22 protein-coding genes and 1 pseudogene are annotated in these 25,026 nt (G+C 52.3%); 11 read left to right on the forward strand and 12 right to left on the reverse strand.

Going from position 1 to position 25,026, the window contains the following annotated elements; genetic code table 11:
- Window positions 1-443: 443 nt before the first annotated feature.
- From AFL22_RS09500 to AFL22_RS09520, 5 genes and pseudogenes are all read right to left on the reverse strand, one after another.
- On the reverse strand, window positions 444-2,519 hold the full coding sequence (locus AFL22_RS09500) for a beta-galactosidase (protein ID WP_052271248.1): 2,076 nt from the start codon (window positions 2,517-2,519) through the stop codon (window positions 444-446).
- Between the two features lie 41 nt (window positions 2,520-2,560).
- Window positions 2,561-3,658, reverse strand: a pseudogene (locus AFL22_RS09505) (glycosyl hydrolase 53 family protein); the annotation flags it as partial.
- Between the two features lie 99 nt (window positions 3,659-3,757).
- Window positions 3,758-4,609, reverse strand: a complete 852-nt coding sequence (locus tag AFL22_RS09510) for a sugar ABC transporter permease (protein WP_010259151.1) — start codon at window positions 4,607-4,609, stop codon at window positions 3,758-3,760.
- A gap of 10 nt (window positions 4,610-4,619) precedes the next feature.
- On the reverse strand, window positions 4,620-5,927 hold the full coding sequence (locus AFL22_RS09515) for a sugar ABC transporter permease (protein ID WP_052271368.1): 1,308 nt from the start codon (window positions 5,925-5,927) through the stop codon (window positions 4,620-4,622).
- Between the two features lie 41 nt (window positions 5,928-5,968).
- Entirely contained in the window at window positions 5,969-7,189 is a 1,221-nt protein-coding gene (locus tag AFL22_RS09520) for an extracellular solute-binding protein (protein ID WP_010670651.1), read from the reverse strand.
- Window positions 7,190-7,514: 325 nt separating this feature from the next.
- On the opposite strand from AFL22_RS09520, the gene AFL22_RS09525 reads away from it, so the two are divergent.
- Complete coding sequence (locus AFL22_RS09525; protein WP_052271250.1) at window positions 7,515-8,633, forward strand: ABC transporter ATP-binding protein; 1,119 nt, start codon at window positions 7,515-7,517, stop codon at window positions 8,631-8,633.
- Window positions 8,634-8,863: 230 nt separating this feature from the next.
- Here the strand turns inward: AFL22_RS09525 and AFL22_RS09530 are convergent, their stop codons facing one another.
- Window positions 8,864-9,463 (reverse strand): hypothetical protein, encoded by a 600-nt coding sequence (locus AFL22_RS09530; RefSeq protein WP_052271251.1) that lies wholly within the window; start codon window positions 9,461-9,463, stop codon window positions 8,864-8,866.
- Between the two features lie 30 nt (window positions 9,464-9,493).
- Window positions 9,494-9,835 carry a hypothetical protein gene (locus AFL22_RS09535; RefSeq protein WP_010670649.1) on the reverse strand — a complete coding sequence of 114 codons (342 nt, stop codon included), beginning with the start codon at window positions 9,833-9,835 and terminating at the stop codon, window positions 9,494-9,496.
- Between the two features lie 401 nt (window positions 9,836-10,236).
- On the opposite strand from AFL22_RS09535, the gene AFL22_RS09540 reads away from it, so the two are divergent.
- The 4 genes from AFL22_RS09540 to AFL22_RS09555 all read left to right on the forward strand — a co-directional run bounded on the left by AFL22_RS09540 (window position 10,237) and on the right by AFL22_RS09555 (window position 15,779).
- On the forward strand, window positions 10,237-10,674 hold the full coding sequence (locus AFL22_RS09540; RefSeq protein ID WP_010670648.1) for a DUF2628 domain-containing protein: 438 nt from the start codon (window positions 10,237-10,239) through the stop codon (window positions 10,672-10,674).
- A gap of 358 nt (window positions 10,675-11,032) precedes the next feature.
- Complete coding sequence (locus tag AFL22_RS09545) at window positions 11,033-12,910, forward strand: M48 family metallopeptidase (protein ID WP_052271252.1); 1,878 nt, start codon at window positions 11,033-11,035, stop codon at window positions 12,908-12,910.
- Between the two features lie 135 nt (window positions 12,911-13,045).
- Entirely contained in the window at window positions 13,046-14,014 is a 969-nt protein-coding gene (locus tag AFL22_RS09550) for a YiiG family protein (RefSeq protein WP_052271369.1), read from the forward strand.
- Window positions 14,015-14,261: 247 nt separating this feature from the next.
- A complete protein-coding gene (locus AFL22_RS09555) occupies window positions 14,262-15,779 on the forward strand; it encodes a hypothetical protein (RefSeq protein ID WP_052271253.1) in 1,518 nt (505 codons plus the stop codon).
- 196 nt (window positions 15,780-15,975) lie between these two features.
- Here AFL22_RS09555 and AFL22_RS09560 read toward each other — a convergent pair whose 3' ends face one another.
- Window positions 15,976-16,866, reverse strand: coding sequence for a LysR family transcriptional regulator (locus AFL22_RS09560; RefSeq protein WP_197276785.1), 891 nt, complete (start codon window positions 16,864-16,866; stop codon window positions 15,976-15,978).
- 129 nt (window positions 16,867-16,995) lie between these two features.
- Between AFL22_RS09560 and gstA the strand changes: the two genes are divergently transcribed.
- A complete protein-coding gene (gene gstA / locus AFL22_RS09565) occupies window positions 16,996-17,601 on the forward strand; it encodes a glutathione transferase GstA (protein WP_052271255.1) in 606 nt (201 codons plus the stop codon).
- 171 nt (window positions 17,602-17,772) lie between these two features.
- On the forward strand, window positions 17,773-18,516 hold the full coding sequence (locus AFL22_RS09570; RefSeq protein ID WP_052271256.1) for an alpha/beta hydrolase: 744 nt from the start codon (window positions 17,773-17,775) through the stop codon (window positions 18,514-18,516).
- Here AFL22_RS09570 and AFL22_RS09575 read toward each other — a convergent pair.
- Window positions 18,513-18,824 (reverse strand): cupin, encoded by a 312-nt coding sequence (locus AFL22_RS09575; RefSeq protein WP_052271257.1) that lies wholly within the window; start codon window positions 18,822-18,824, stop codon window positions 18,513-18,515. The two genes, AFL22_RS09570 and AFL22_RS09575, sit on opposite strands and share 4 nt — an antisense overlap.
- Window positions 18,825-19,259: 435 nt before the next feature.
- Between AFL22_RS09575 and AFL22_RS09580 the strand changes: the two genes are divergently transcribed.
- Complete coding sequence (locus AFL22_RS09580; protein ID WP_052271258.1) at window positions 19,260-20,081, forward strand: DUF4225 domain-containing protein; 822 nt, start codon at window positions 19,260-19,262, stop codon at window positions 20,079-20,081.
- On the opposite strand, the gene AFL22_RS09585 is transcribed toward AFL22_RS09580, so the two are convergent.
- Window positions 20,053-20,382 (reverse strand): hypothetical protein, encoded by a 330-nt coding sequence (locus AFL22_RS09585; RefSeq protein WP_022624631.1) that lies wholly within the window; start codon window positions 20,380-20,382, stop codon window positions 20,053-20,055. The two genes, AFL22_RS09580 and AFL22_RS09585, sit on opposite strands and share 29 nt — an antisense overlap.
- Window positions 20,383-21,013: 631 nt before the next feature.
- On the opposite strand from AFL22_RS09585, the gene AFL22_RS09590 reads away from it, so the two are divergent.
- Together AFL22_RS09590 and AFL22_RS09595 are read left to right on the forward strand one after the other, a co-directional pair.
- On the forward strand, window positions 21,014-21,697 hold the full coding sequence (locus AFL22_RS09590; RefSeq protein WP_052271259.1) for a hypothetical protein: 684 nt from the start codon (window positions 21,014-21,016) through the stop codon (window positions 21,695-21,697).
- 340 nt (window positions 21,698-22,037) lie between these two features.
- Window positions 22,038-22,658 carry a protein phosphatase CheZ gene (locus tag AFL22_RS09595; RefSeq protein WP_010670640.1) on the forward strand — a complete coding sequence of 207 codons (621 nt, stop codon included), beginning with the start codon at window positions 22,038-22,040 and terminating at the stop codon, window positions 22,656-22,658.
- Between the two features lie 152 nt (window positions 22,659-22,810).
- On the opposite strand, the gene AFL22_RS09600 is transcribed toward AFL22_RS09595, so the two are convergent.
- Both AFL22_RS09600 and AFL22_RS09605 read right to left on the reverse strand, forming a co-directional pair.
- The gene (locus tag AFL22_RS09600; RefSeq protein WP_052271260.1) at window positions 22,811-23,251 is read right to left on the reverse strand and encodes a GNAT family N-acetyltransferase; all 441 of its coding nucleotides are present in this window, start codon (window positions 23,249-23,251) and stop codon (window positions 22,811-22,813) included.
- 208 nt (window positions 23,252-23,459) lie between these two features.
- Window positions 23,460-24,452 (reverse strand): threonine/serine dehydratase, encoded by a 993-nt coding sequence (locus AFL22_RS09605; protein WP_029519275.1) that lies wholly within the window; start codon window positions 24,450-24,452, stop codon window positions 23,460-23,462.
- Window positions 24,453-24,524: 72 nt separating this feature from the next.
- On the opposite strand from AFL22_RS09605, the gene AFL22_RS09610 reads away from it, so the two are divergent.
- Window positions 24,525-24,851, forward strand: a complete 327-nt coding sequence (locus AFL22_RS09610; RefSeq protein WP_095522744.1) for a metalloregulator ArsR/SmtB family transcription factor — start codon at window positions 24,525-24,527, stop codon at window positions 24,849-24,851.
- Window positions 24,852-25,026 lie beyond the last annotated feature (175 nt).

Genomic DNA, 25,026 nt, shown 5'->3' on the forward strand with positions numbered 1-25,026 from the left:
CAACTTCCACCTGACCTGCTCCATGCAATCAGTTCCAGGCACTGACCCATTCGACAGGCCACTCCCAAGCTTAAAGCGATGGGGGCCAGTGCCTGGAGCAAAGCATCACGGGCCACGGACAAAAACGCCGGGAGCGTTTTTGAACAACGCAACGCGTTGGCCCGGGAACGGGCGCACCTCAGGGATGAGGTGCGTAATTGCCCGTGTTGAGCTGGCAGGGATGCCGTCTTTTGCGTCTTTGCGGAAGGTACTGGCCCCCTGAGCCTCAGCTCAGACTGTCAGCAAACCTAACAAAATGATCTCCATGCCATCAGTTCCAGGCACTCACCCAACCAACCAACCAACAGGCCACTCCCAAACTTAAAGCGATGGGGGCCAGTGCTCAGACTACCAGCATCGTCCACCTGACCTGCTCCATGCCATCAAGCGGCATTCAACTAACTTTAAAGGCTTGCGCCTTCAGTTAGCGGCACACTCAGAACGCGACACCCCCACGGCGCCAGCAGCAGCGATCCCCCCAAAACCGAGCCATCGATCAAATCGCTGAGCCCAGCAGGCAACGACAGCTGCTGCACCTGACCGGTAAAATTCTGCACAAAAAGAAACGCCTGTTCGCCATCAGTGCGCCGCTGAACGACCACGCCCGGTGGCAGATCAATCGCCAGCGCGCGCGGCAACGCCAGCTGCTTAATCAACGCACCATAAAAATCCCGCTGGAAAGACAGATCATTACGCGATGCGATATACCAGGCTTTGCCCTGACCCACGCGATTCACCGTCACCGCCGGGGTACCGGCATAAAAATCGCTCTCATAGCTGGCCAGCGCCGTTGCCCCTTCCAGATGAATATGCTCGCAAAGCTCTCGCGCCTGATAAGGCCCGCTCAGACCCAGCTCATTGCCGCGCACCCCGCGTACGCCATTGAACTCCTCATCAGTCAGACTATCGATCTCTTCTGACCAGATGCCAAGCAACGGCCGCAACGGCCCCGGGAAGCCACCGGGATAACACAGATCGCTCTCATTCACGATGCCGCTCCAGTAGCTGGCAACGAAATGCCCGCCCCGCTCAAGATGCTGCTCCACCCGCGCCGCAAAACCATCCCGCACCATATACAGCATCGGCGCAATCACCAGATCGTAACCACTGAGATCGCAGTCGCCGTTAATCACATCCACCGCCACGCCCTGCTCCCAGAAAGCACGATAGTGCTCGTTCACTGTGCGCTCATAATGCAGGCCGAGATTGCGCGGCCCCTGCGCATTATCCATCGCCCAGCGACTCTCCCAGTCGAAAATAATCGCCACCCGCGCCTCAACCCGGCTGCCCATCACCGGCGTCATCGCGGCCAGCATCCGGCCCAGCTCACTCACTTCACGACCGGTGCGCGTATCAAGATGACCCACATGATCGACTACTGCGCCATGAAACTTCTCGACCGAACCCCGGCTCTTGCGCCACTGAAAATATTGCACCGCGTCCGCACCATGGGCCACCGCCTGCAGTGACGACAGAATATGCATCCCAGGCTTCTTCAGCTTGCTGGTCGGCTGCCAGTTGGTGGCGCTCGGCGTCGACTCCATCAACACGAAAGGCTTGCCCTGCTTCAGAGTGCGCATCAAATCGTGGTACATCGCGGTATAACAGGCGAGCGTGGTCTCATCCTTCTCGTTATGCCACATCGGGTAGCTATCCCAGGAGATAAAATCGAGCACCGGTGCCAGCTTCCAGTAATCGTAGTCGTAGAAATATTCCATAAAATTGGTGGTCGCAGGCAGATCGGGATTGGCCTGCTTCAGCGGTTTAATCTCCTCACGACAGAAGTCAGTAACCTGATCGGTCATAAACCGCCGCCAGTCCAGATTCAGACCGTGAATCGACATCTCACCCTGTGGCGCTGGCGACACAATCTGTGACCAGTCGCTGTAGGTATGACTCCAGAAATCACTCCACCAGGCGAGATTCAGGTTCTCCAGCGTCTCATATCGGCGCTGCAACCAGCTGCGAAACGCCTGCTGACAGCGATCACAATGACATTCTCCGCCATACTCATTGGAAATATGCCAGCCGAGCACCGCCGGATGATGCGCATAACGCGCCGCCAGCCGGCTGTTCATCGCCTGCACTTTCTGGCGATACACCGGCGAGGTCATGCAGTGGTTATGACGACCACCATGCAGAGCCGGCACGCGATCGCGCCCCACACGCAGCACCTCCGGATACGCCTGCGACATCCAGGCTGGTCTGGCCCCGCTCGGGGTAGCAAGAAACACGGATATCCCCTGCAGCCAGAGCGTATCAATCACCTCATCCAGCCAGCCAAATTCATAGCGCCCCTCTTCCGGCTCCAGCTTCGCCCAGCTGAAAATACCCACCGACATAACGTTGCAGTTCGCCTGCTTCATCATCATGACGTCGTCATCAATAATGCCCGGCTGGTGCGCCCACTGTTCCGGATTGTAGTCAGCACCATGCAGCAGCCGGTTAACCCGGGCGCTGAGCGGGGGAAATTTATTCATACCTGTTCCTCAGAGGTAGACATCAGCGTTTGCGCTAATGGTTAATGAAAAACCTGCAGCGAAGGCAGCGCCTTGCCGTGACAGTCAAACAGCGCCTGGTTTTCGCGGGCGTTACCCTGTTTCCATTCGTCGTGGATATATTTCATGCCGGCGGGTGTCGCCCAGGTATTGCCGGGCGCAGGGATCCACGCCGGTTCCCAGTAGACGACACCCTTGCCGCGATGGTCCGGCACCGCCAGCACCGCTTTAATCAGGTCATGCAGATAAGCCGCCTGGCCCGCTACACTGCCGGGATAGCCGCCCGCCTGCTCCTCTTTGGCCTGGAAACTGTTCTCCGCGCTATCGCAGTTTTCCAGCGTGTAGCCGTAGGCTGCTTCCACCACCATCACGTCTTTGTCATAGCGCCGGGAGATATCATCCATGTTGGCTTTCAGGGCGCTGATGGGGCCGTTCCAGTAGGTGTACATCGACAGGCCAATCACATCGAATGGCACATCACGCTTAACGATCTCGTCGAACCACCAGCGGAACATGTCGTTCTTTGTGCCCTCAGCCAGGTGCAGCATGATCTTCACCTGATGCGGGTCGCTGAGATTCTCACGCACCCCGCTGATCCCGGCTTTCAGCAGACCGGCCAGCCGATCAAACTCACCGCCGTTCTGGCCCCAGCTTTTGCCTTCCGGCCAGAGCATGCCACCGTTAAGTTCATTGCCAATCTGCACGATATCCGGCATCACACCGTCCGCTTTGAAACGAGCGATGGTGTCACGGGTGTAGTCATGAACCTGGGTTTCCAGCTGCGGAAAAGGCAGCGACTGCCAGGCTTTGGGCTTGAACTGCTTGCCTGGGTCAGTCCAGAAATCGCTGTAATGAATATCCAGCAGTAGCTTCAGGCCCGCCGCTTTAACGCGCTTCGCCAGCGCCAGCGTGGTCGCCAGATCGTTGCCGCCACCACCGTAGGTCTGACCGCTGCCGTCGCGGGGATCCACCCACAGCCGCAGCCGTATGGTGTTGATGCCGCTGGCTTTCAGGATGGCGATGGCATCCTGCTGCTGGTTATCTGCGTTGTTGAATTTCGCACCCTGCTTCTCCAGTTCAGCCAGCGATGAGATATCCGCACCTTTGATAAAATCGGCTGGCCACGGCCCGGCAGAGCCGATGACAGGCTGATCGGCGGCGAGCAGCGGTGTCGCCCAGGCCAGTGCCAGGGCGAGAATCAATGTTTTTGGCGTCATGATTTATCCTTTAGTACTGCCTGAGGCCAGGCCAGAAACGAAGTATTTCTGCAGGGCCAGATAGAACACCGCCACCGGCACGGCGATCAGCACAGCACCGGCGGCATAGGTGGTGTAGCTGGCGCCCATTTTTTGCGACACCAGGTTATAGAGGCCAATCGGCAGCGTGAACTGCTCTGGCGTTCGCAGAATGGTGCTGGAGAGGATGAAATCGCCCAGCGGGCCGGTGAAGGAGAACAGCGCCACTACCGCCAGGATCGGCTTCGACAGCGGCATAATGATCTCAACAAAGATGCGGAAGTTGCCCGCACCGTCCATGCGCGCTGACTCATCCAGATCTTTGGGAATCGAGTCGAGATACCCCTTCATCAGCCAGGTGTTCATCGGGATCATCCCGCCAACGTAGATCAGCACCAGTGCCAGATGGCTGTTGATCAACCCCAGCAGCTGCGACAGCACGAAAATCGCGATCAGCGCCGAAAACTGCGGGATCATCTGCAACAACAGAAACAGCATTAGTCCGTTCTGCCGCCCCTTGAACCGAAAACGGGAAAAAGCGTAGGCGGTACAGCTGACGCTGATTAACGTCAGCACCATGGTCAGGAAACTGATTTTCATCGAATTCCAGTACCACGTCAGGTAAGGCACCGTGCCATTGAACAGGTCGCGGTAGTGCTGCAGCGACGCATTCTCCGGAATGATCGAACTGCTGAGCAGGCTGTTACCTGCATTCAGGGATGCTCCTACTGTCCAGACCAGCGGATAGATAATGATGGCCGAGACGGCCAGCACCACCAGCCAGGTCAGCGACAGGCGTATCCACCTTTCGCGTTTAATACTGCCGGACTTCGCCATAACTGCTTCCTTACGCCATCTCATCTTGTTTAAACGACCGGGTCGCGCGGAACTGCCACAGCGCCAGACCTACCACGAAAATCGACAGCAAAATGGTGATAGTGGCGGCGATAGCATATTGCGACGACGACATAGTGAGCTTGTAGATCCACGACACCAGGATATCGGTTCCTCCGGCATTCGACCCCGCCACCGCCGGACCGCCGTTGTTAAACAGATAGATGATGTTGAAATTATTAAAGTTGAAGGTGTATTGCGTGATGATGATCGGCGCAATGGCGTAGAGCACCAGCGGCAGCGTGATGGTTTTCAGCCGCGTCCAGGCGCTGGCACCGTCCATGATCGCCGCCTCATAGAGATCGTCAGGGATCGCCTGCAGGACGCCGGTAGTCATCGCAAACACAAACGGGAAACCGAGCCAGGTCTGCATCATAATCAGCGCGGTTTTGGTCCAGAATGGATCGGTCATCCACGCTTTAGGTGCAATGCCAAAGAAGTCGAGAATAGCGTTGTTGATCACCCCAAAGCTGTCGTTGAACATTCCGGCGAAGACCAGAATGGTGACGAAGCCCGGCACCGCCCACGGCAGGATAAAGATGGTGCGGATCAGCGGCTTAAAGCGCAGGTCTTTCTGATTGACCAGAATCGCCAGCATGACGCCTACGGTGCACTGCAGCGTGGTAGCGAGCAGTGTCCAGACCACCGTCCATTGCAGCACGTCAAAGAAGGTGGAGCGCCAGATCGACAGGGTAAAAATGTTGATGAAGTTTTTGAACCCCACCCAGTCCACCAGCTTCGCCGGTGGCGTGTGATAGAGGTTGTAGTTGGTGAAGGCGATGGCGAAACCGAACAGAATCGGAAACACCACTACAAACACCAGCAGAATAAAGCCTGGCGAAATCATCAGATAGGGGAAGCCATCGCGCAGCAGTAACTGATACTGCTGGCGCACGCTGTTCAGCTGCTGACCCTTGTCGCGCCTGACGCCATTGATCCAGGCGTCGCGCATTGACACTCCCCAGACCGCCACGCCGAAGGCGGCAATCAGTACGCTGATAATGCCCTCTGCCAGCAGAAAAATGGAGTTATCACGCGGCACCGATTCGCCCAGCGTATAGAGCCCCCAGAATCCCTCACGCAGAAAATCGTGGAAGACGCCGGTAAAACTGCTGAGCAAAATCAGAAAACAGAGCCCTTTAGCCCACTGGCGGTGGTAAAACTGGCCGAAGCCAGGCAGCAGTGCCAACAGCGCACCGGTGGTCGCATGACGACGCGGACGCTTAGCCGTCACCAGATTTTCATCGGAAGATATAGCCACACCCTGATCCTTATCCTGTACGGTTATCCCGTGAACCTGCATTACTGGTTGCTGGCCTGCATCGCTTCAATCTGCATGGTGATCTGCTTCACTGCATTATCCAGTGCCGCTTTTGGCTCCTGCTTGCCGGATACGCTCAGCTCAAGGGCAGCATTGGCTGGTCCCCATACTTCCTGCATTTCCGGCACGCCAGGCATCGCTGACGCACGCGCCGCCTGCACCGCGACCGCGTTGGCCTTCTCATCATCTTTGATAATCGGATCGTTCATCAGCGCGGTGACCGGTGGGATCTCCTGGGTTTTCTGATAACGCTCTTTCACGTACTGCGGCTGGTTGATGAAGGTGAGGAACTTCTGCGCCAGCGCCTGATCTTTACTCCAGGTAGAGACCACATAGCCTTTGACGCCCAGGAAGGAGCTCATCGGCTTGCCGTTAGGCAGCAGCGGCAGCGGTGCCACGCCATAGTTGATTCCGGCAGCCTGATAAGGCTGGAATGCCCACGGCCCATTGATCACCGCCGCCGCTTTTTTCTCGGTAAACAGCGAGTCGATGGCGTTGAGGCCGTTGTCGCCCATGATGCCGCCTGGCAGCAATCCTTCACTGAAGAAACGTTTGAGATAAGTCACCGCTTCCACGCTGCCCGGGGTGTTCAGACCGATATCCTGAGTGTTAATGGCGCCTTTGGCGTCTTTGCCAAAGATGTAAGAGCCCATCGGAGCCATCACGCCCCAGCTGTAATAAATCTGGTCAAACTTAGCGAGCAGGCCATACTGCTTCGCCTCACGCTGCTTCTGTGAGAAGGCACGGTATTCCTCCAGCGTTTTCAGTGGCGACGGCAGCAGATCTTTGTTGTAGATCAGCACCAGCGTTTCCACCGCTTTGGGTACGCCGTAGACCACACTGTTCTGTGTGAAAGCCGCCATTGCTGAGGGGGTGTAAGCGCTCTGCTCTGCTGCATCTATTTTCAGCGGTGCCAGTAATCCCTGTACGACCGCGCTGCCGAGCTGGTCATTAGGGATCACCAGGACATCCGGGCCAATACCCGCCGGGCCATCCAGACGCAGCTTCTCAATCTGCTGTGCAAACGGCATCTCCTGAACTTTCACTTCAACACCGAACTGTTTCTGAAAATCGGCGATCGCCGTTTTGATGCCGTCTGATTTTTTAATGTCTTCCCAGACGGTAAGTTGCTGAGCGGCCCAGGCGGATTGATTAAGCATCAATGCGGAAAGAAGTAGCGTAACGCTGATTTTGATTTTCATTACTGGCCTCGTGTGAAGGTATGACATTTTAAGCTGTCATTTGCTGATGTTCTTTTTTCAGGCACATGCTGAACAAGGAATTATTGAGCATATGAAGTGTGAATAACGTATCGCATTTGAGCCATACGCTACGCGGAATGCGTACCGCGCTCCAGCCCGTTCGCATCAATGTGTGATCGCTATTACAGAAATCAAAATCAGCGGTAGGGCGCACTCTGGCGGAGCGATATAGTCAGCGCAGGCACCACCAGGGCTGACGTGTAAAAAGACAAACTGTTATACGTCATACAATTCAGCCGCCAAACCCCTTGCCATGAGGATCAGCATGTCCAGCATCAGATTGAGAAACGTCACCAAACGCTTTGGTAAAACAGAAACGCTGAAAAATATCGCGCTTGATATTGAGGCCGGTGAGTTTGCGGTCTTCGTCGGTCCGTCAGGCTGCGGTAAATCCACACTGCTGCGGCTGATCGCCGGGCTGGAAGAGATCAGTGACGGTGAGATTTTGATTGGTGATGAGGTCATGAATGATGTCGCACCCTCGCACCGTGGAGTGGCAATGGTGTTTCAGTCTTATGCGCTTTACCCGCATATGACGGTAGCGGAAAATATCGGTTACGGACTGAAGGTGAACGGCCTGCCGAAAGCACAGATTCAGCATCAGGTAGAGATGGTGGCGAAGACGCTACAGCTTGCGCATCTGCTGGATCGTAAACCTAAGCAGCTTTCCGGCGGTCAGCGTCAGCGTGTCGCCATTGGTCGCGCAATCGTGCGTAATCCCCGGGTGTTTATGTTTGATGAGCCTTTATCGAACCTGGATGCGGAGCTGCGTGTCGATATGCGGCTGCACATTGCGAAGCTACACCAGGAGCTGAAAACCACCATGGTCTATGTGACGCACGATCAGACGGAAGCAATGACGCTGGCCGATAAGATTGTGGTCATGAACTACGGCAAGGTCGAACAGGTGGGTTCACCGATGGCGCTCTATTACAACCCGATTAACCGCTTTGTCGCCGGTTTTATCGGCTCACCTAAGATGAACTTCCTGCCTGCGCGCGTGGAGCAGTGTGGTCCTGCTGGCCTGGTCGCCCTGATCAATGACGGCGAACATCGGCTGCAGCTCCCCTCGCCCATCCGCCAGTTGCAACCAGGCGATGAGATCACGCTGGGTATCCGGCCGGAACAGTTGCAGATCAACGGCGATGCACCACTGAACATCAACTTCCACTGCGAAGTGGTTGAGCGACTTGGCAACAACACCTATCTGTTTGGTCAGAGCCACGGCCACGACGGCTTCAAGATGCTGCTGCCCGGCGATGTGCATTTCCGTCCTTATCAGACGCTGCGCCCCACCTTCCATCCGCACCACTGCATGGTGTTTGATGCTGAAGGTGCGCGTATCAGCGCGGATATAGCGATGCCGCAGGTTCGCGCAGCCTGAAGCAGATGTTTGCATAAAGTTAACGAGAGGCCGGAGACGGCCTTTTCTGTTTTCAGGCCTGACATAACGCCTGAAGAAAGAGGTCAGGAAAGGGGTTTGCGGGCAAGCCGTGATGACGCCTGAGCATTGTTCAGACAAGGCATTGCAGGTGTGTTCTGAGTAAACTCATGAACCCCACCGGCAATCCCTTATCCGGGTCGATCAGCTAACCGGGCTTAGCGACTGAGGCCTTACTTACCGAGGATATTGTTTACTGCTTTCAGGTGGCCAGCCTTGTCTTTGTGGTTTGAAATCACCTGAATAACGGTGAATTTCTTGTTGGCGACCGCCAGCAGCGTCGCCTGTTGCACATCGTTGCCACCCATTTTGTCGGTGGCTTCAATATGATAGACCGGCAAACCGTTGGTATTTTCAGTTTTCTCACTGATCACCGTATAAGAAGGTGAAGCCTGCTTCTGCTTGTCTTTGATAGACTTCCCGCCTTCAAGAAAATCAGCGTCACTGCCACCGCGCGCAATCAATGGGATCTCTTCTTCGCCAATAATTAATACGCGTTTTTCCTGCTTGTTCACATACATGGTGCCTGGTCCGCCGCCCGGCACAGGCTGCTTTTCATAGCCCTGCAGTTTGAAAGTCTGTTTACCATCCAGCAAAGAGATCGTCTGAGTCTGCGTGTTTGCAGCTGGTGCTGTCTCAGCTGCTGATGCCATCAGAGAAGTACCGCCGATGGCAGTTGCCAGGCAGAGCGCACCCATAATGTTTAATGATTTTCTTAATTTCACCATGAACTCCTTCGTATTGATGATATTTCCATTTCGCTGATACAGCATCAGTATGGCCTGTATCAGTGATGTGAAGTGTTATCGGGTCAGGTCGTAAATACAGATCCCTGAGCCGAGCAGAAACAGAATAATCGGCCAGTAGAGAACGGGAATAAAAAAGAAGTTGTGGGTTTTTTCGGGGGCCATCATTGGCTGGCTTTTCGTTGCTTGTGCAAGGGAGTCCAGCCATTTTTCCTGCCGAAGCACCCAGACAAAGGCCGCACAAAAAAGGGCAGAAACGATCAGCGTAGCCCCTGTCGCCCATAGATGGGAGACAAAGAAACCGTCGTAGTAATAAATATCTAACAGCCATTTACACAGGAGGTAGGCGGCAGAAATTAATACTGCGACGAAAAAACCCACTCCGCTCCATGCGATCATCTTTATATCCTTCTAAGGTGTGAGGAACGAGGAATATTTTTTTTGAAAATTAACATATTTTTATCATTGTGGCGATATTTTCTTTGGTGCTAATATCAATTACATCCAGCACAGGAGATGTCCGGCCTGTGCAATTTTCACATTACTGATTCTGATGGATTTATTTTCAAATATTGTTGTTTAACCTGAATTCGGCACCCGTGCAGCTAATAGCGCACCCAGGGTGTAGCATGGCTATTTGTACCGTACCGATATTATTTTGGTGCGAATTAACGCGGCTTCCCTGTTTTTAAAATTCTTATGCGCTGTTCTGGCGGTCGATAAGCACAATTCATGCGGCTGTCATCCGTCTGAAACAGTGTCGGTCTCTGTAGTTTTCTGCGCAGGATATTGAGGCAACCATGAATCAACCTATTGAAAATCATAATAAAGTAAACGCAACTAAAGAGTACAGTGCGAAATGGCAGACCCGATTTGATTTTTTCGACCTTCATGGTGCTCCCAGTACACCAGGCTTCAGACAGGCATTGAAACAACTGCCTTTCAGGCAAAAATTAAAAGTGAACATGAATTTAATTGCCTTCCTTTTCGGCCCGATTTATCTGTTCGTACTCGGCCTGTGGAAGAAGAACATCATGCTGATTTTAATTATGGTAGTTGTTTATACTATTTTGATCATCGCCTTAGCGATAGCGGGCATGGAATTTCCACGGTATCTTCAGGTTGGCCTGGGCTATGGCTTTAATGCCCTGTACGGCATGAGCACCAATTACAGTTATTACCTGAAAGAGAAAAAAGGCGATAACGGCTGGAATCCCTTCAAAGGGATGCGCTGGTAATTTTTTCGCACCGCTCTGATGGTAAAATATAGGATTATGGTGTATCTGATGCAGACAGATGGCGGGGATTAGCCATCGGTCAGGAGATCGGACAGAATAAGTGATGAGCACTAACTCAAATTAGTGCTGTCGTGGCAGAACCACCGGAAGCCGCCAGAAAAATAACCTGACGGAAAAGGAAAAAATCGCCGAGAATATCCGTCTATACCTTTTCAAAACGGGTTCAGGCTGGCTTATAATCGCTCTGCAATAATTATAATATCGTGAAGCTCGCATAAATGTTTCCGCACCGTTTAACCGGGGCCAGGATATTCTTTTCGGAATTTCCTGATAGCAGCAGCTTCTCCCTTTCATAGACATGCAGGAAGTTACTATTTTGAATACATTAACGGAATTGAAAAAGGGTTATCTAAAGGTATTTTTCTGGCTGCTGTTCACACTGTTTCTCGTCCCTGTCATTACCCTGTTTTTTGCTGAATATGGCAACAAACAACTTGATCAGCAATACACGCAGTTCTTCATGGACGATGCGCGGGAACAACATCAGGATACGGACAAACTACAGGCGTTTCTGCAGCAGAACCCGCCTTCCAGTGTCTGCGGCCCGGTAGATGAAAATCTGCAGGATTACAAAAACGCCGTCTGCGAACCGCAATCCGAACTGTGGCAGTTCTACATGATGGATAAAGTGGCATTCTGGACACTGATCGGCAGCGGCGCTGTCCTGCTGATGGTGCTGTTGTTCAGTGCGCTGGCCTTTAAAAGCCGCCAGGGACAGGTTATCAGCCTGGCGCTGGCCCGCAAGTTCCTGATGCTGGCCTGTTCGCTGGAAGTCATGGTACAGGGCGGCATGCTGGTATGGCTCTCATTCTGGGGCACCGCCTTCTTCACGCAGACCTACTATCCCAAACTGGTGATGGCAGTAGGACTGCTGGTGCTGGCCGGTATGTATTACATGATTAAAGGCATCTTCAAAAAACTCCCACCGGAAGAGAGTATTGAAGGCGAAGTCGTGACCCGCGAAGCGGCACCGGCACTCTGGTCACAGATTGATATGCTCGCCGCCAGAGTGGGCACCACGCCACCCGATCATATTGTTGCGGGTATCGACACCAACTTCTACGTGACCGAAGCTCCGCTGAACGTGAATGGGAATCCGCTCACCGGCCGTAAGCTCTATGTCAGTATTCCGCTCCTGCGTCAGCTCACCGTTGCGCAGGCTGATGGCGTGATGGTCCATGAACTGACCCACCTGCATGAAGGCGACACCGCCTCCGGCGCATTACTGGGACCGAAACTGCATCGGTTTGATCTCTATATGCAGCTGATGGGTCAGAATGTGGCCACGCTGATCGTCTTCTATCCGCTCTATCTTTATCGCATGATGTTTGAACTGGCGTGGCAGCGTAACAGCCGTGAACGTGAGTTTGTCGCGGATCGCAATGCATCAACGCTGGTCTCCCCTGCCGCGATTATCGAATCACTGATCAAAGTATCTGCGTATGCCAGCTACCGGAATGAAGTTGAGCGAAACTTCTTTAATAACCAGACGCTGCACGAAAATGAACTGGGGATCAGTAAAGCTATTGCTGCCGGTCTGCCAGAACATGTCGCCTCTCCGGACTTTATCAGCGTCATCCGTGAGCAGAATGTGCCGCACCCGTTTGATTCACACCCGCCGCTGGCGGAAAGGATGCGTAACGTAGGGTATGAGATTAACGAAGCTGACTATGCAGCCATCGCCGCCGATTTCCCGGCCCAGAGCTGGGTCGATCTGATGCCGGTTGCCAACGAGATTGAACAGCAGTTGTGGCAGAAATATGAGCGCGACTTCTCTTCTGTGCATGAAGAGAGCCTGGCCTGGCGCTATCAGCCTGACGGTGAAATGGAAACCGCGCTGGTGCTGAAGCATTTCCCCAATGTTCCTTATACCCTGAAAGATGGCTCGCAGATCGTCATCACCTGGCAGGGCATCGTGTCGCCGAAAACCGGCGAAGTGCTGGAGTGGGATAACGTTAAAAACATCAACGTCATTCGTAGCTTCGGCCGGGATAAGCTCTACGTGCAACATGTGCAGCCAAACTCGCAGGGAAAAAAACGCAGTGAGATCCCTCTGCCGGGCCTGAAAAAGGAGATTGAAGCCTTTAAAAACACCCTCGGCTATTACTGGCATCGTCATCAGACAGTCAGGGCGTTGCTGAAAGAAGAAACGGCGGCAGCGACGCAAAGCGCATAACCCGTTTGTCATCGGCTCCCTCATCGCAGCTGAAAAGGGAGCCAATGCGAACATCCATTTTCAATCTCTATTTCTGACCACATAAATAAAGGAACGATTGTGTTTAAAAGAGCAAGCAGGGCCATGATACCCGGGATGCTGGTGACTGCCCTTGTGCTGCCGCTGGCAGCATGTGACAACAGTGACAAAGCGGATGCAAAACCCGCCCCTCAGAGTCAACCCCAGGCTGTTGCGGAGGATAGCGCTGCGCAACTCACCACAAAATTAAACGCCTATGTGGGTTGCTTTAACACTACGGATGGATCGGTTCGCGATAGTGCCCTGCGCTATGTGAGCTGGATGGCGAATGCTGAAAAGGGGCCAACCGGCAAAGAGCGCAGCGTTAACGTACTGGGCGAGGTCACGCCTTATGAACTGGAGAGCTGCACTAAAGCCATCAATCAGGCATCAAAGGCTAAACCGACGTTACCGGCGCTGGATGCTGCAGCAACACAGTATCTGGCGGATTTAACGACATTGCAGCCGCTGGTTTCGCAGGCTCATCTTTACTACAGTCAGGAAGATTACAAGGATGATGGCTTCGCGAAAGCCAAACAAATGCATCCGCTGCTCATGAAGGCGTTTAACAGCTTTATGAAATCCAGCGACCAGTTCGGTGCCGAAGTTGAAAAAGAGAACAATGAGGTCGTTGCTGCGCAACTCGTTGAGATTGAAAAGTCTGAGGGCCGTCATAGTCGCTACTACCGCCTGGCATTAGTCACACAGGCCAAACCGCTGGCGACCCTGTTTACCTCTTCCGCTCCCGACGTGGCAGAGATGACAAAAGCGATTGATGCTTACAGTACGCTGCTGAGTGAGGCAGAAAAGGCAACGGCCAGCGAAGCGGGCAAGCCATTAACCTGGTCCATCTTCCAGGATAATGCCGGAACCTTCCTGAAAGACTGCAAGGATCGCATGCGTCGGATTCGCGATAAAACACCTTACAGCACGGGTGAGCAGAGTCTGCTGAAAGGAAGCGGCAATTCAGGCTGGATGGTATCGGGTTCACCGATGCGTGTTTTAAAATCCTATAACGAACTGGTTGAGGCCGGTAACCGCCTGTAAGCTGAATACCTGCCCCGCATGCCTCCGGGCAGGCTTCGTCAGTCGGGCTGCTGCGTGCAACCCGACTGACGCTGTCACCTGCCGCGAAAAAAAAATAAAAATGTTCACGCGCCAGCATTTCGTTAAAACGTTATGCCAGGCTAGTGTGCTGGATGGATCTGAGATCCGTGGCAAAGCGCACCCCTGAGCAGGATGCGCGCTATATCAGATTTTCTGACTGTAAAATTTTTGACTGAGAGGAGTGAGAGTGCAAGCAAAGGTCGGCGATATCTACAGCGTGTATTCCCCGCAGTTGCAGCAGTACGTCGCCTGTCAGGTGACACACCTCCAGCAGCCTGCTAATGCCAGAGGTAAAGTCCTTGCAGCCATACTCCAGCTCGACTGGGCAGGTGATCATTTGCCTGACAGGGCGGAAGCCAGCCGTATGCGGCCTTTGCGCTGTAGCTACTATTTTGTCAAAGACAGCTTCGATCACGGTTATGTCTCCGCCAATGTCCCACCGGGACATGTATTAATTGCCAACCTGCCGCCGCTGGCAGATCAGGAAGTAAACGCCTACAAGTTCGGCTGGGACGTGGGAGACAGTCTTGTTCGTCAGCGAAACTGGGAGAAGATCGACCCGGCCAGCCGTGCGCGGTTCAAGGCTGCTTCAGGCGCGCACAACGTGGTTGTCGGCGGCCACACACTTCGCCAGGACACCACCCGTATCAATGACCACCTCCTGCAAACCCTGACCGATCTCTCTGAACTGGATCGCCTGCCCTGCCTGATGACCATCGAAACCCGCCATGGCACCCCGGAACTGATGGCCTATATACAGCAGCATGACTTCATTAATGAGCTGCACTGGCAATCCGCTGTCGTCAGCAAAATCGATGTCGGGGCGACCCATCTGTCGCGTTTTATTCTGAACCCGGAAGGCGTCAGCCGCGTGCGGCTGAATCCTGATCTCTCCCTGCTGTCACTCACCGCAACGCCTTCTTCAGGCCTTCAGGTAGAGGCGGATCAGGAGGGACGCAATCTGTGTCTGCAATGTTCGCAGACTTTGCCTGTGCTGCAGGGTATTGACCGGCTCAGGGCATTGTCACTGACAGGCGTTAAAGAGATTGACCTGGCGCCAGTCGTTGAGCGCTTTACCTGTTTGACTGAGCTGCGCATCTGGGGAAATCCCGGCGTAGCCAGCAATATGCATCGTATTGCCGCACTGCCACAGTTGCAGATGCTGACCTTCTTCGACCTGTTTGGCTTCAGCGCGGCTGACTTTCCCTCACCAGAAGCGTTGCCCAATCTCTCATGCCTGTGGATGACCAGCGTCCCGCTTGACGTAATCAGCTCTGTCAGAACCGCTTATAAAAAGGCGACAACTCAGGGGTTGGATCTCTCGCTGAGTAAAGCGCGCAAGCCGGAATGGCTGGCTGAGAATCTGCACAATCCTTTCCGGGACTGGGATGGCCGCGAACATATTTCGGCCACTTATGCCAAAAAAGCAGCGCTGGCTTACAAAAACCTGCGGGCTGCCACGAACAACATCGATAGCAGCATGGATGTGGCGAGCCTGTTAACCGCCGCCGTAATCGCCTACACCGAAGCCTTTAATCTCATCGACCGGCGTTCAAAGGCGATCGAGACGGTCGAGCGTGAGGAGATCTACAGTGTGCTGTTCGATGTTCTGAACCCGCTGGAGCAGAAACTGGGCGAGCAAGGCGCTACGCTTGTGGATCAGCCGCGGTTGTATCAACTCTTCGACCAGTTACGCGAATTCTGAGCCATCCCGAAGATTCAGGCGTGTTCCGCCACGCCATAAAACCGTTATTCGCCGCGATCACCTTATGTGGCAAAGCGTTAAGACGTGAGTTGAGAAAGGATCGCGGGCGGGAGAGTCTGCAGACCTCTCTTTCCCGGCCAGCCATTCTGCTGTTTATGATCGGGTAACGGCAGATAAAGTCAGCTGTGTCGTGGGTTTATCCGGAGATATTACCCTGCCCTTTACGCAGTCCGTTCAGGAGTGCCTGCGTCGCGCCAGAAGCTTTTACGGAAGGCGAACAAACCAGCCCGAATTCCCGGTGCAGAGGCGGGATGACCGGCATCACTGACAGGCCGCGCCGTTCCGCTGGCAGGGCTGATTCCGGCACCAGCGCGACACCCATGCCTTCACGCACCAGCATGCAGGCGCTGATCCAGTCGCGGACCTTTACGCGCACGTCAGAGAGGTGGAATCCTGACTGTTCCATCAGGCTTTTGCCATTAACGACGCATCCGCCTGTTGCAAGCACAAAGGGCTGGTCTGCCAGTTCCTGCAGGGTTATACCGTTCGCGCCTGACTGACCGATGTGCGGAGCGCTGGCTGGCATGACGGCGACCCAGGCGTCTTTTCCCAGTATCACCTCAGCACGTCCGGGTGTGGGGTTCATTACCACCCCCAGTTCAACGGTGTCTGCTGCAAGCCACTCCTCAACTTCTTCATCCGTCCCTTCCAGCACCACCACCTCCATGCCCGGATGCAGACGCCTGAAGTTACGCAACAGCCCAGGCAGGAGTGTGGACGTCACAGAGGGAAAGCTGGCAAGCCGAATGCGTCCGCCCTTTAAACCCCGGCTCTCATCAGCCAGCACGCGGATCGCGCTGAGCTGCGACAGCATAATTCTGGCATGTTCAATGACCTGCTCTCCCAGCGCGGTAACACCGATGTGCCGGCGCTCACGCACGAATACCGCGAACCCGAGTGACGACTCTAACTGGGCGATAGCCTGGCTGGCACCGGACTGTGTCATGCCTGTCGTTTCAGCAGCACGCGAAATATTACTGGCATCGGCCACCGCCACCAGCAAGCGCCAGTGCAGAAGATTCATCATGGTTATCAGTAGCCCAGCTAATAGTTAATTATTGGAGCATTAATTTTACAGAATCCTCTGCGTTAAGCACAGTCTGTTCCGTAACGACAAAGAGAATCTCGCATCGCTTTCAATGTTAACGGAGAAGACATGAAACTTTATTACGCCCCGGATACCTGTTCGCTGTCACCCCATATCGTGCTGTGTGAACTCGCACTGGAGTTTGAGCTGGTTAAAGTGGATAACAGGAGCAAGCTCACCACTGACGGACGCGACTTTCGCCTTGTCAACCCCAAAGGCTATGTTGCTGCGCTGGAACTGGACGACGGGCAGATACTGACTGAAGGGCCGGCGATTGTGCAGTATCTCGCCGACCTGAGGCCGGAAAGCGGGCTGGCACCGCCAGCAGGCAGCTGGGCGCGTGTTCGACTGCAGGAGTGGCTGAACTTCATTACCAGTGAAATCCACGCGGGCTCCGCTATGTTGTTTAATCAGGCACTGCCCGACGCTGTCCTGTCACTGTTTCGTGAAAAACTCTTCCGGCGGTTCGACTTTTTGCAGGATACGCTCGCCGAAAAAGCGTTTCTGATGGGGCCGTCATTCAGCATTGCTGACGCCTACCTTTTCACCGTACTGGGCTGGTGTAAGTTCTTCAGCATTGAACTGGATCGCTGGCCTGCGCTGATGGCATACAGAGCAAATATCAATGCGCGCCCTGCTGTACAGGCGGCATTACTTGCAGAGGCGACGCAGTAAGCGCGGGCAGATTGGTGGCCTGATGCCAGAGTATGAATAACCGGTCCGCTTTGATCTGCTGCTGGCGCCTTGCGTAACGGTAGTCTGGCGCCAGAAGCAGACGGAAATTTATCGTTTCACCGGGAACAGGTTAGTATCTCCAGACTGACCTTTTAGCGGGGAGTCGGCTTTATGATTAACAACACCAGGGCGGAAACCTCTGTTATCAGGCATGCCGACAGGAATTTTGACGTCACGTTATTGAAGGTGAATGAGGCCAGCCAGTGTATCCTTTTTGCGGCAGGTGCTGGCGGAAGTCCATTGCGTCATCTTGAGCTTCTGCAGACCTTTAGCCGCAATGGTATTTCAGTGGTAGCGCCCCATTTCGAACGGTTAACCTCTTCCACGCCCTCAAAGGCTGACTTACTGGAGCGCAGCCAAAGGCTGGTCCTCGCCCGCGATGCGTTTTGTCAACATTATGCCTCGATTACCGGCGTCGGGCACTCACTCGGCACCGTGATTTTGTTAATGCACGCCGGGGCGACGGCCTGGACTCGCACCGGAGAGAAGGTGACATATGCAGGCAGACAGGATTTGAATCAACTGGTGCTGTTAGCGCCACCTGCGGATTTTTTCAGAGCACCCTCGGCCCTCGCCTCCGTGAAAGTGCCGGTCAGGATCTGGACTGGCGAGAAGGATACCCTGACACCGCCATCGCAAGCGCTGTTCATCAAAGAAGAATTAGATAATCGAACTGAGACAGAACTTTGCGTGGTTAAAGATGCCGGGCATTTTACCTTCATGAACATCCTGCCGCCGCATATCACTGACACCCACCCATCACGCGACGCCTTTCTTCTCAATCTGGGAGAAGAGATCTCCCGTTTTGTCACTGGCTTGTTGGCTCAGCCAGATAATGAATCACAACTTAATTAAACCGATCCCTCTTTTTCAATCACCAGCACGCGGGCGACGCCCTGTGGACGCGCAATATGTTCTGTCCCTTCACTGGCATAAAAAATATCACCAGCGTTGAGTACACGGCTTTTAACTTCGCCCTGCTCTTTATATTGCATTTCAACACACCCATCCATGACAGCAAAAACCTCCTGACCATCGTTGATGTGCCACTTATAAGGCTGATCGGTCCAGTGAAGTTTCACGCTGACATTATCGAAGCTGGCAATATGCCGTGAGTCCCAGGCCTTCGAACCGGTAAATTCCTTACTGCAATAAAAATTCATTTTAGCTCTCTCTACAGAAGTGATTTAACGCCATCGACATCATCAATATCAGAGAGAGGTGATCGATTCTATACGTCAGGCATCTGTTGTCCTGATCTGTCCTCTGGTTGTCCAGTTAGGGGCAGAGCGGGATTGTGTCGATCAGTGTGACCTGCCGTCTTCTACTGAATCGGCCAGACAGGCGCGATATTCTGATAAAGCGTAACGCGGCCAACGCGCTGGCGATCTCAATTACATGAGTTTTGCTTTGGGTCGGTTTTCGCTGTCATGCGAATGGCCTCTGTATAAGTGTGAGAGCCACGATCATTTGAAATAAATCCTGATAGTTCATCCTCTAACGTGTTATCCGAAGCAACATATTTTCAACTGTAACGACGGTTTACACCTGTAAATAATGGGGTATTATCGGCGATATTATGTACAGGGAGAAGATAAATGGATGTAGCATTGATCGAAATGATGCGCTCAGGCAGAAATAAAAACTGGGCTGAAACAATGATTAACCTTGAGGCCAGAAAGCTGATTAATACAGCTAATCATGTGTCCTCAGTCCATCTTTCGAATGGCATGACTCAGGTGAAGTTTGTTCAGGAGATCAGAGATCTGGTTGAGCAGCAGTTTGCGTCTGCCCGACGTGCAAAATCAGAAGAAGAATGCATAGCCTGTATTAAAAATCTGAGGGAAGAAACGGAAAACCTTCAGAAGCAGGACAGAATGCTGCGCATGAAAACGGCGAAACTTTATGCCAAAGTGGAGTTCGTCAGGGAAAATAATAAAATTGTCGGGTATGTCATTTCGGCTGTAAATGTAGTTTTGTCGGGGGCTGAAATAGCTGCTGGCCTGACCCTTACAGGAACTATGACACCATTGGGCTTTCTGGTCGGTGCAGTTTTAGTTACTGATGGTGCGAACGGCATAAGCAAAGAAATTGCGCACTATGTAATGGATAACAAACAGTCTGAAGGATTGGTTGCTGATGCCGCTATGTCCACTGCTGCATTCATGGGGTTCAGCCCTGATAGCGGGCTGGGAATCTATAAATCAATCTCGCTTGTTGCAAATGCCTATAGCGTATTCGGTCTGTTCAGACGCCCTGGAACCTGGCGTCTGTTCAGATATCTGCCCGCGGATTATTTCAGGAAAGTCAGCACTATGAGCCGTCCAAAACTCACAATGAATATAGTCGGTTATGGTGTTAAAGCTAAGGTCATATTTGACCTTATGTCTGTCACTGATGCTGCTCTGAATGAGCCGTGATTCTGCGATAGCGCCATGACTTGTATGCAAGCTTTGCTGGGGCTAAATACCATATAAAAGGCAATACAATCGCAAGTGTGGCCGCCAGCGTGATGCTGGTATCTACGGATGCCAGCATCAGCGTAAGAGCAAGTATGATAAAGGCAATAATAGTAATCCACTTCGAGGCGTTAAAGCGGTTAGCAAGATCATGGATCATGGAATCCAGTGAGCCACCATAATTAGCCATATTGTTTTTCAGTTTTAGTAGATCTGCATGACTAAAGCCGGATTCCAGTAGTGCTTTTTCACTCACTTTCATAGATTTTCATCCTTAAAAATTACCTGAATAGCTTAAGCAAGTTTACCTGAAAACGGCACTAAAAAACCCGTGAAGTGCAGGCTTTCTGTCGCGTGATACTTGTAAACGTCCATTATCCACAGAGCGGGTGGTTAGCTGGGATCAGCATGATGTACCAGTGCGCTTTTCCTGATCTATCAGATAGTGCCCCTTGTGGATGTAATCCTGACCGCGAAACAGCTGCGGCTAATCGGGATTTCCAGATACTGTTGGCATTTACTGAGATATTGCCAACTCATCAGCCAGCCCTGACCCGCCATCCTGACCGTGAATAACCATGTAATACAATCGTTTAAATCTGGTCGCTAACTGGTCATCAGTGGCCACTGTACGGGTAGACTGCGTTCGCCATCTCCTGTGACCTGGACGAATCGACGCAACGCTATCCTTAAAGATGTGCGAGACGTTGAACATATGGTGATATGTTTGCGATCAGCAAAGGGGATATGCCTGATAAGTTATGGGCAGTAATAACAACTCACTTCTCAAATCCTTATTATCCCTTAAAAATTAATCGAATAGCCTAAAATACCAGACAGAAATACTATTAATGACGAATCGCCTCTGTTCATACCATTGCCAAAGGTCTGTAATGAAATCGATAAATCTGGAAAACCTGTATCGTTCTGCCAATCAGAACACCTTCTCCATCTGGTCGGAAAATGCAGGAGTTGGGGCTGTTAAAAAGGGGAATTACTACGATCCTGTAAGGCTGGCTCTTGCAGCGGGCATTCAGCCGCCGGTGACCTTTGTTGTCTCACGTCTTATTTGTGAATTACAGCAGCTCACAAAGGATGATCCCCTTGCCGATATTCTGCCCACTCAGGGTTTCCATTTTACCTTCCTGCCCCTGACTCTGCCGCTCTATAACGAAAACGAGCCATTGCCCGAAAAAATCAATGAATTAACGAATATCTGGAGCGAATTTGATGCGATAAAAATTGTTATCAGAGATCTGCGGTTAGTTGCATTGCCCAGTCAGTTATTGCTTGCGGGGATCCCTGATAGTTCGGCAATAGCCATGCGCCACTCATTCTGCGAAAAAGTTCTGGATTCGCACTGGAAAAATGAGTTGCTGATGCGTCATAACGGCAGCCCATTACCGGCACCCTTCTGGCACAGCACGATTCTGCGCTATGGCACTGATTTTTTACCCGCATCCGTACGTGAGTTTATTTTTGAACGTCAGACCATTAATTTTGGGGATGTAGATGGAGAATTAAAACTAGCGAGGGTCAACTACAACTGGACAAAATGTTATCCGTTGGCGGATTAATTAAGACGAAGTAATTACATGATAAATAAGATGTCTTAGTTTCCTCTGCCTGCCCTCGCGTAAACGTTTCAGAAGTGGGTAATACGCCCCTGTTTTCGCTCATAACAGTCATTAACCCGCACACATTCCGCTCTATACCTGACTACCCTCTCCGGCTGAAAAAACAGGGCCTGCGCGCAACACTTTCTGTCTTTCACAACCCTGATATCGTTAGCCCTATGGCGCCTCATTCACATCATGTCACTTTTTACACGAGTAAAAACCTCAGGAAATTTAAAAAACCGCCGCGTGCTGCCGATAACCTCAGGTATCGAAACTCTGTACGCAGGAAACAACATCCATGTCACCATCCGACACCCATAGTAAGCATCAGGAAATTGGCGAAATTACGGCGCGTGCTGGCTTCATCCTGCGGCAGCTTCGCGACAGTCTGCAACAGCTGGGGCTTGATAAAACCATCGCCGATGTGGCGGGAAGCATCCCTAACGCCCGTGAAAGGCTGGGTTATGTCGTCACAATGACCCGCGAAGCAGCAGAGGGCGTAATCAACAGCGTGGAAATCACGCAGCCTCTGCAAACCGATCTGGGAGAAAAAGCGGAGAAACTCTCGCAACGCTGGGATGCCACATCGGGGACGCCATTAGAAAAAGAACAGACCCAGGCATTAGCGGCAGATACCGTTGCCTTGCTGAATGATGTCCCCCGTGTCACGGGTCTGACGCAACAGCAGTTGCACGCGATTATGATGTCACAGGGCTTCCAGGACCTCACAGGACAGATTGTGCAGGCTATGATGGCCGTGCTGAATCAGGCTGAGCAGCAGCTGATACAGGTCATCCGCGATAATACCGGCTCACATAGCACCGCCGAGCGCACTGCGCCTTCTAAACCCTCCTCCGCACCAGAGACTCCTGCCAGTCAGGATGATGTGGACGACCTGCTGGCCAGTCTGGGAATGTAAGCCGACGTAATAAAATCGCTCTGAGAACGGACGATTAATGATTAAAGCGTTTTCGCCAGGCCACCCAATCGGTCTTGCTGACAGCAAAGATGTTATTTTGGCTAAACGTCCGCTTTGTGCCAGAGGCAGACGTTTATGAAAATGGCAGTGGATTACGCGCTGCGATGTTTCTCCAGTTTGATATCGGTATCGTTAATCTCTTTTTTATTACCCCAGCCGAGCTGCATGTAAAATTTCGCCGCGCGACTATTTTTATCAGTTTCCAGCCAGGCAATCTCATGATGTTTGAATAATTCCTGCTCGGCGAGAAAAACCAGCCTGCGACCTATCCCCTGGCCTTCATATTCCGGGAGAACAAAGGCCGCAAAAAGACAGCCTTCATCCGGTAAAATCATTGAAAAGCCGACTATTTTGTCGTTTTCAGCCGCAACCCAGGCGCATAAATTCTTTTCAATCATATCGGCCACGACGCTTTCGGTGATCCCCAGCTGACGCATTTCTTCACGACTCAAATAATTCTCGAGCACTGAGGTTCTGACTTCGAAAATACTATCAACATCAGAAGCCCGGGCTGTTCTTATATTAATATTCATTAGTCTTACTCCTTGTATGACAAAAATATTTCTTGATGATGATGCCTGACATTCCCTTAAACGAACCATAGAATCTTGAGCAAAAAAGCTGTTAAACGGCAGGCCGTCAAAGGCGGCACTACCTCAAAGCCTGCATAATGAATGAAGCCGTTATGATAAGAACGTTGTGCAATAAGAGCTCAGCCGACCTTAACTCCGCTCTGTTTCTTCATAGTGACGCCTCATTAACTAATTTGAGATAGCGGGAACCCGATATGTTTCTACCACTCACCACGCAGACAACTTTACGCCCGCTCAGTTCTTTTGCATAACGGATGGCTGCCGCAACTGCGGGTACGCCTGAAGGCTCTACAACATGGCTGTGCAGATTAAGCATTAACAGCATCGCTGCTTTAATTTCAGCTTCTGAAACCAGAAGAACACGATCGACGCGATCGCGTATAAGTGGCCAGGTCATCGCTTCAGGCTCTATATAGCCACTTATGCCTTCGGCGATTGACGACGATATTTCCACTGGGATCGCCTCACCAGCTTCTTTCCAGCACGCAAACGTCGGGCTTGCTTCACTCTGCACTGCCCACACTTCGGCTGCAGGGTTTATGCCCTTGATGGCTGTTGCGATACCGGAGGCCAGCCCGCCGCCGCCAATGTTCACGAGAATAACGTCAGCGTCTGGCCAGTCTTCCATGATTTCCAGACCGACGGTGCCGCCTCCGGCAATCATCTGCTGATTATTATAGGCCGAGACGAACGTAGCGCCGGACTGTTGCGCTGCAACAATGGCTTCCTGCCTTGCATCTTCAATGTTGTCAAAAAACGTAACCTGCGCACCATAACTTTTCATTGCAGAAACCTTAATCGGGTCTGCTGAAAACGGTAAGAATATGGATACGGGTATGCCTGCCGCATGTCCCGCACAGGCAAGCCCTAAACCATGATTCCCTGCCGTCGGGGCGATGACGCCGGCACGTCGCTGGTCTGCATTAAGACTGGCAAGAACGTTTGCAGCACCTCTCAGCTTAAAGCTACCCGTATGCTGTAGATTTTCCATCTTAAGCCTGACCTCCGTCCCGACAAGAGCAGACAGCGAGTGGGAAGGCTCCAGTGGAGTTTTGCATACTGTTGATTTAATTCGCCCGGAAGCGGCATAAATATCTTTCAGCGTGACACTGTCTGTTAGCCTTTGTCTGTGGTTTGTCATAGTATGCCCCTAAAGTTATATAAGAAAATGACTATATAGGCGATTGACTATATGCACAACTCAAAGACATTAATGGCCGATATTTTTCGTGCCCTTGGTAATGAGCATCGGCTCGTGATTGTTGAATGGCTGTCCGATCCAGAGTCACATTTTCCGGTGCAGCAGGACGGCGATCTGGTTAAGGATGGTGTGTGTGTCGGATTTATCACCGAAAAAATTGGACTGAGTCAGCCCACCGTGACAGGCCATCTGCAAATTCTTGCTAAGGCCGGAATTGTGACATCGAAACGTATCAAGAACTGGGTGTTCTATAAACTTGATCGTCAACGGATGGATGAAGCTACGGCAATGTTGTCTGGATATGGGAAGCTGGCGCCTGGTTCACATGAACAGCCATAATTGGGCAGTATGTGTATTTACAGGGCAGTAAATCCAGTGTGTGTATCTCGCTCCTGGCGTGCCCGCCTTTCAGATAAATTTATTCGGTCATCGTTATCTGTTGTCATCTTCTGTAAAACTGCCGTTTAACTTCAGAAACTACCCCGGCTGATGACCAGCCTGTAGGTCTGGGTCC

Source organism: Pantoea sp. CFSAN033090, from assembly GCF_001264395.1.
In the GTDB taxonomy this organism is placed as follows: Bacteria; Pseudomonadota; Gammaproteobacteria; order Enterobacterales; family Enterobacteriaceae; genus Pantoea; species Pantoea agglomerans.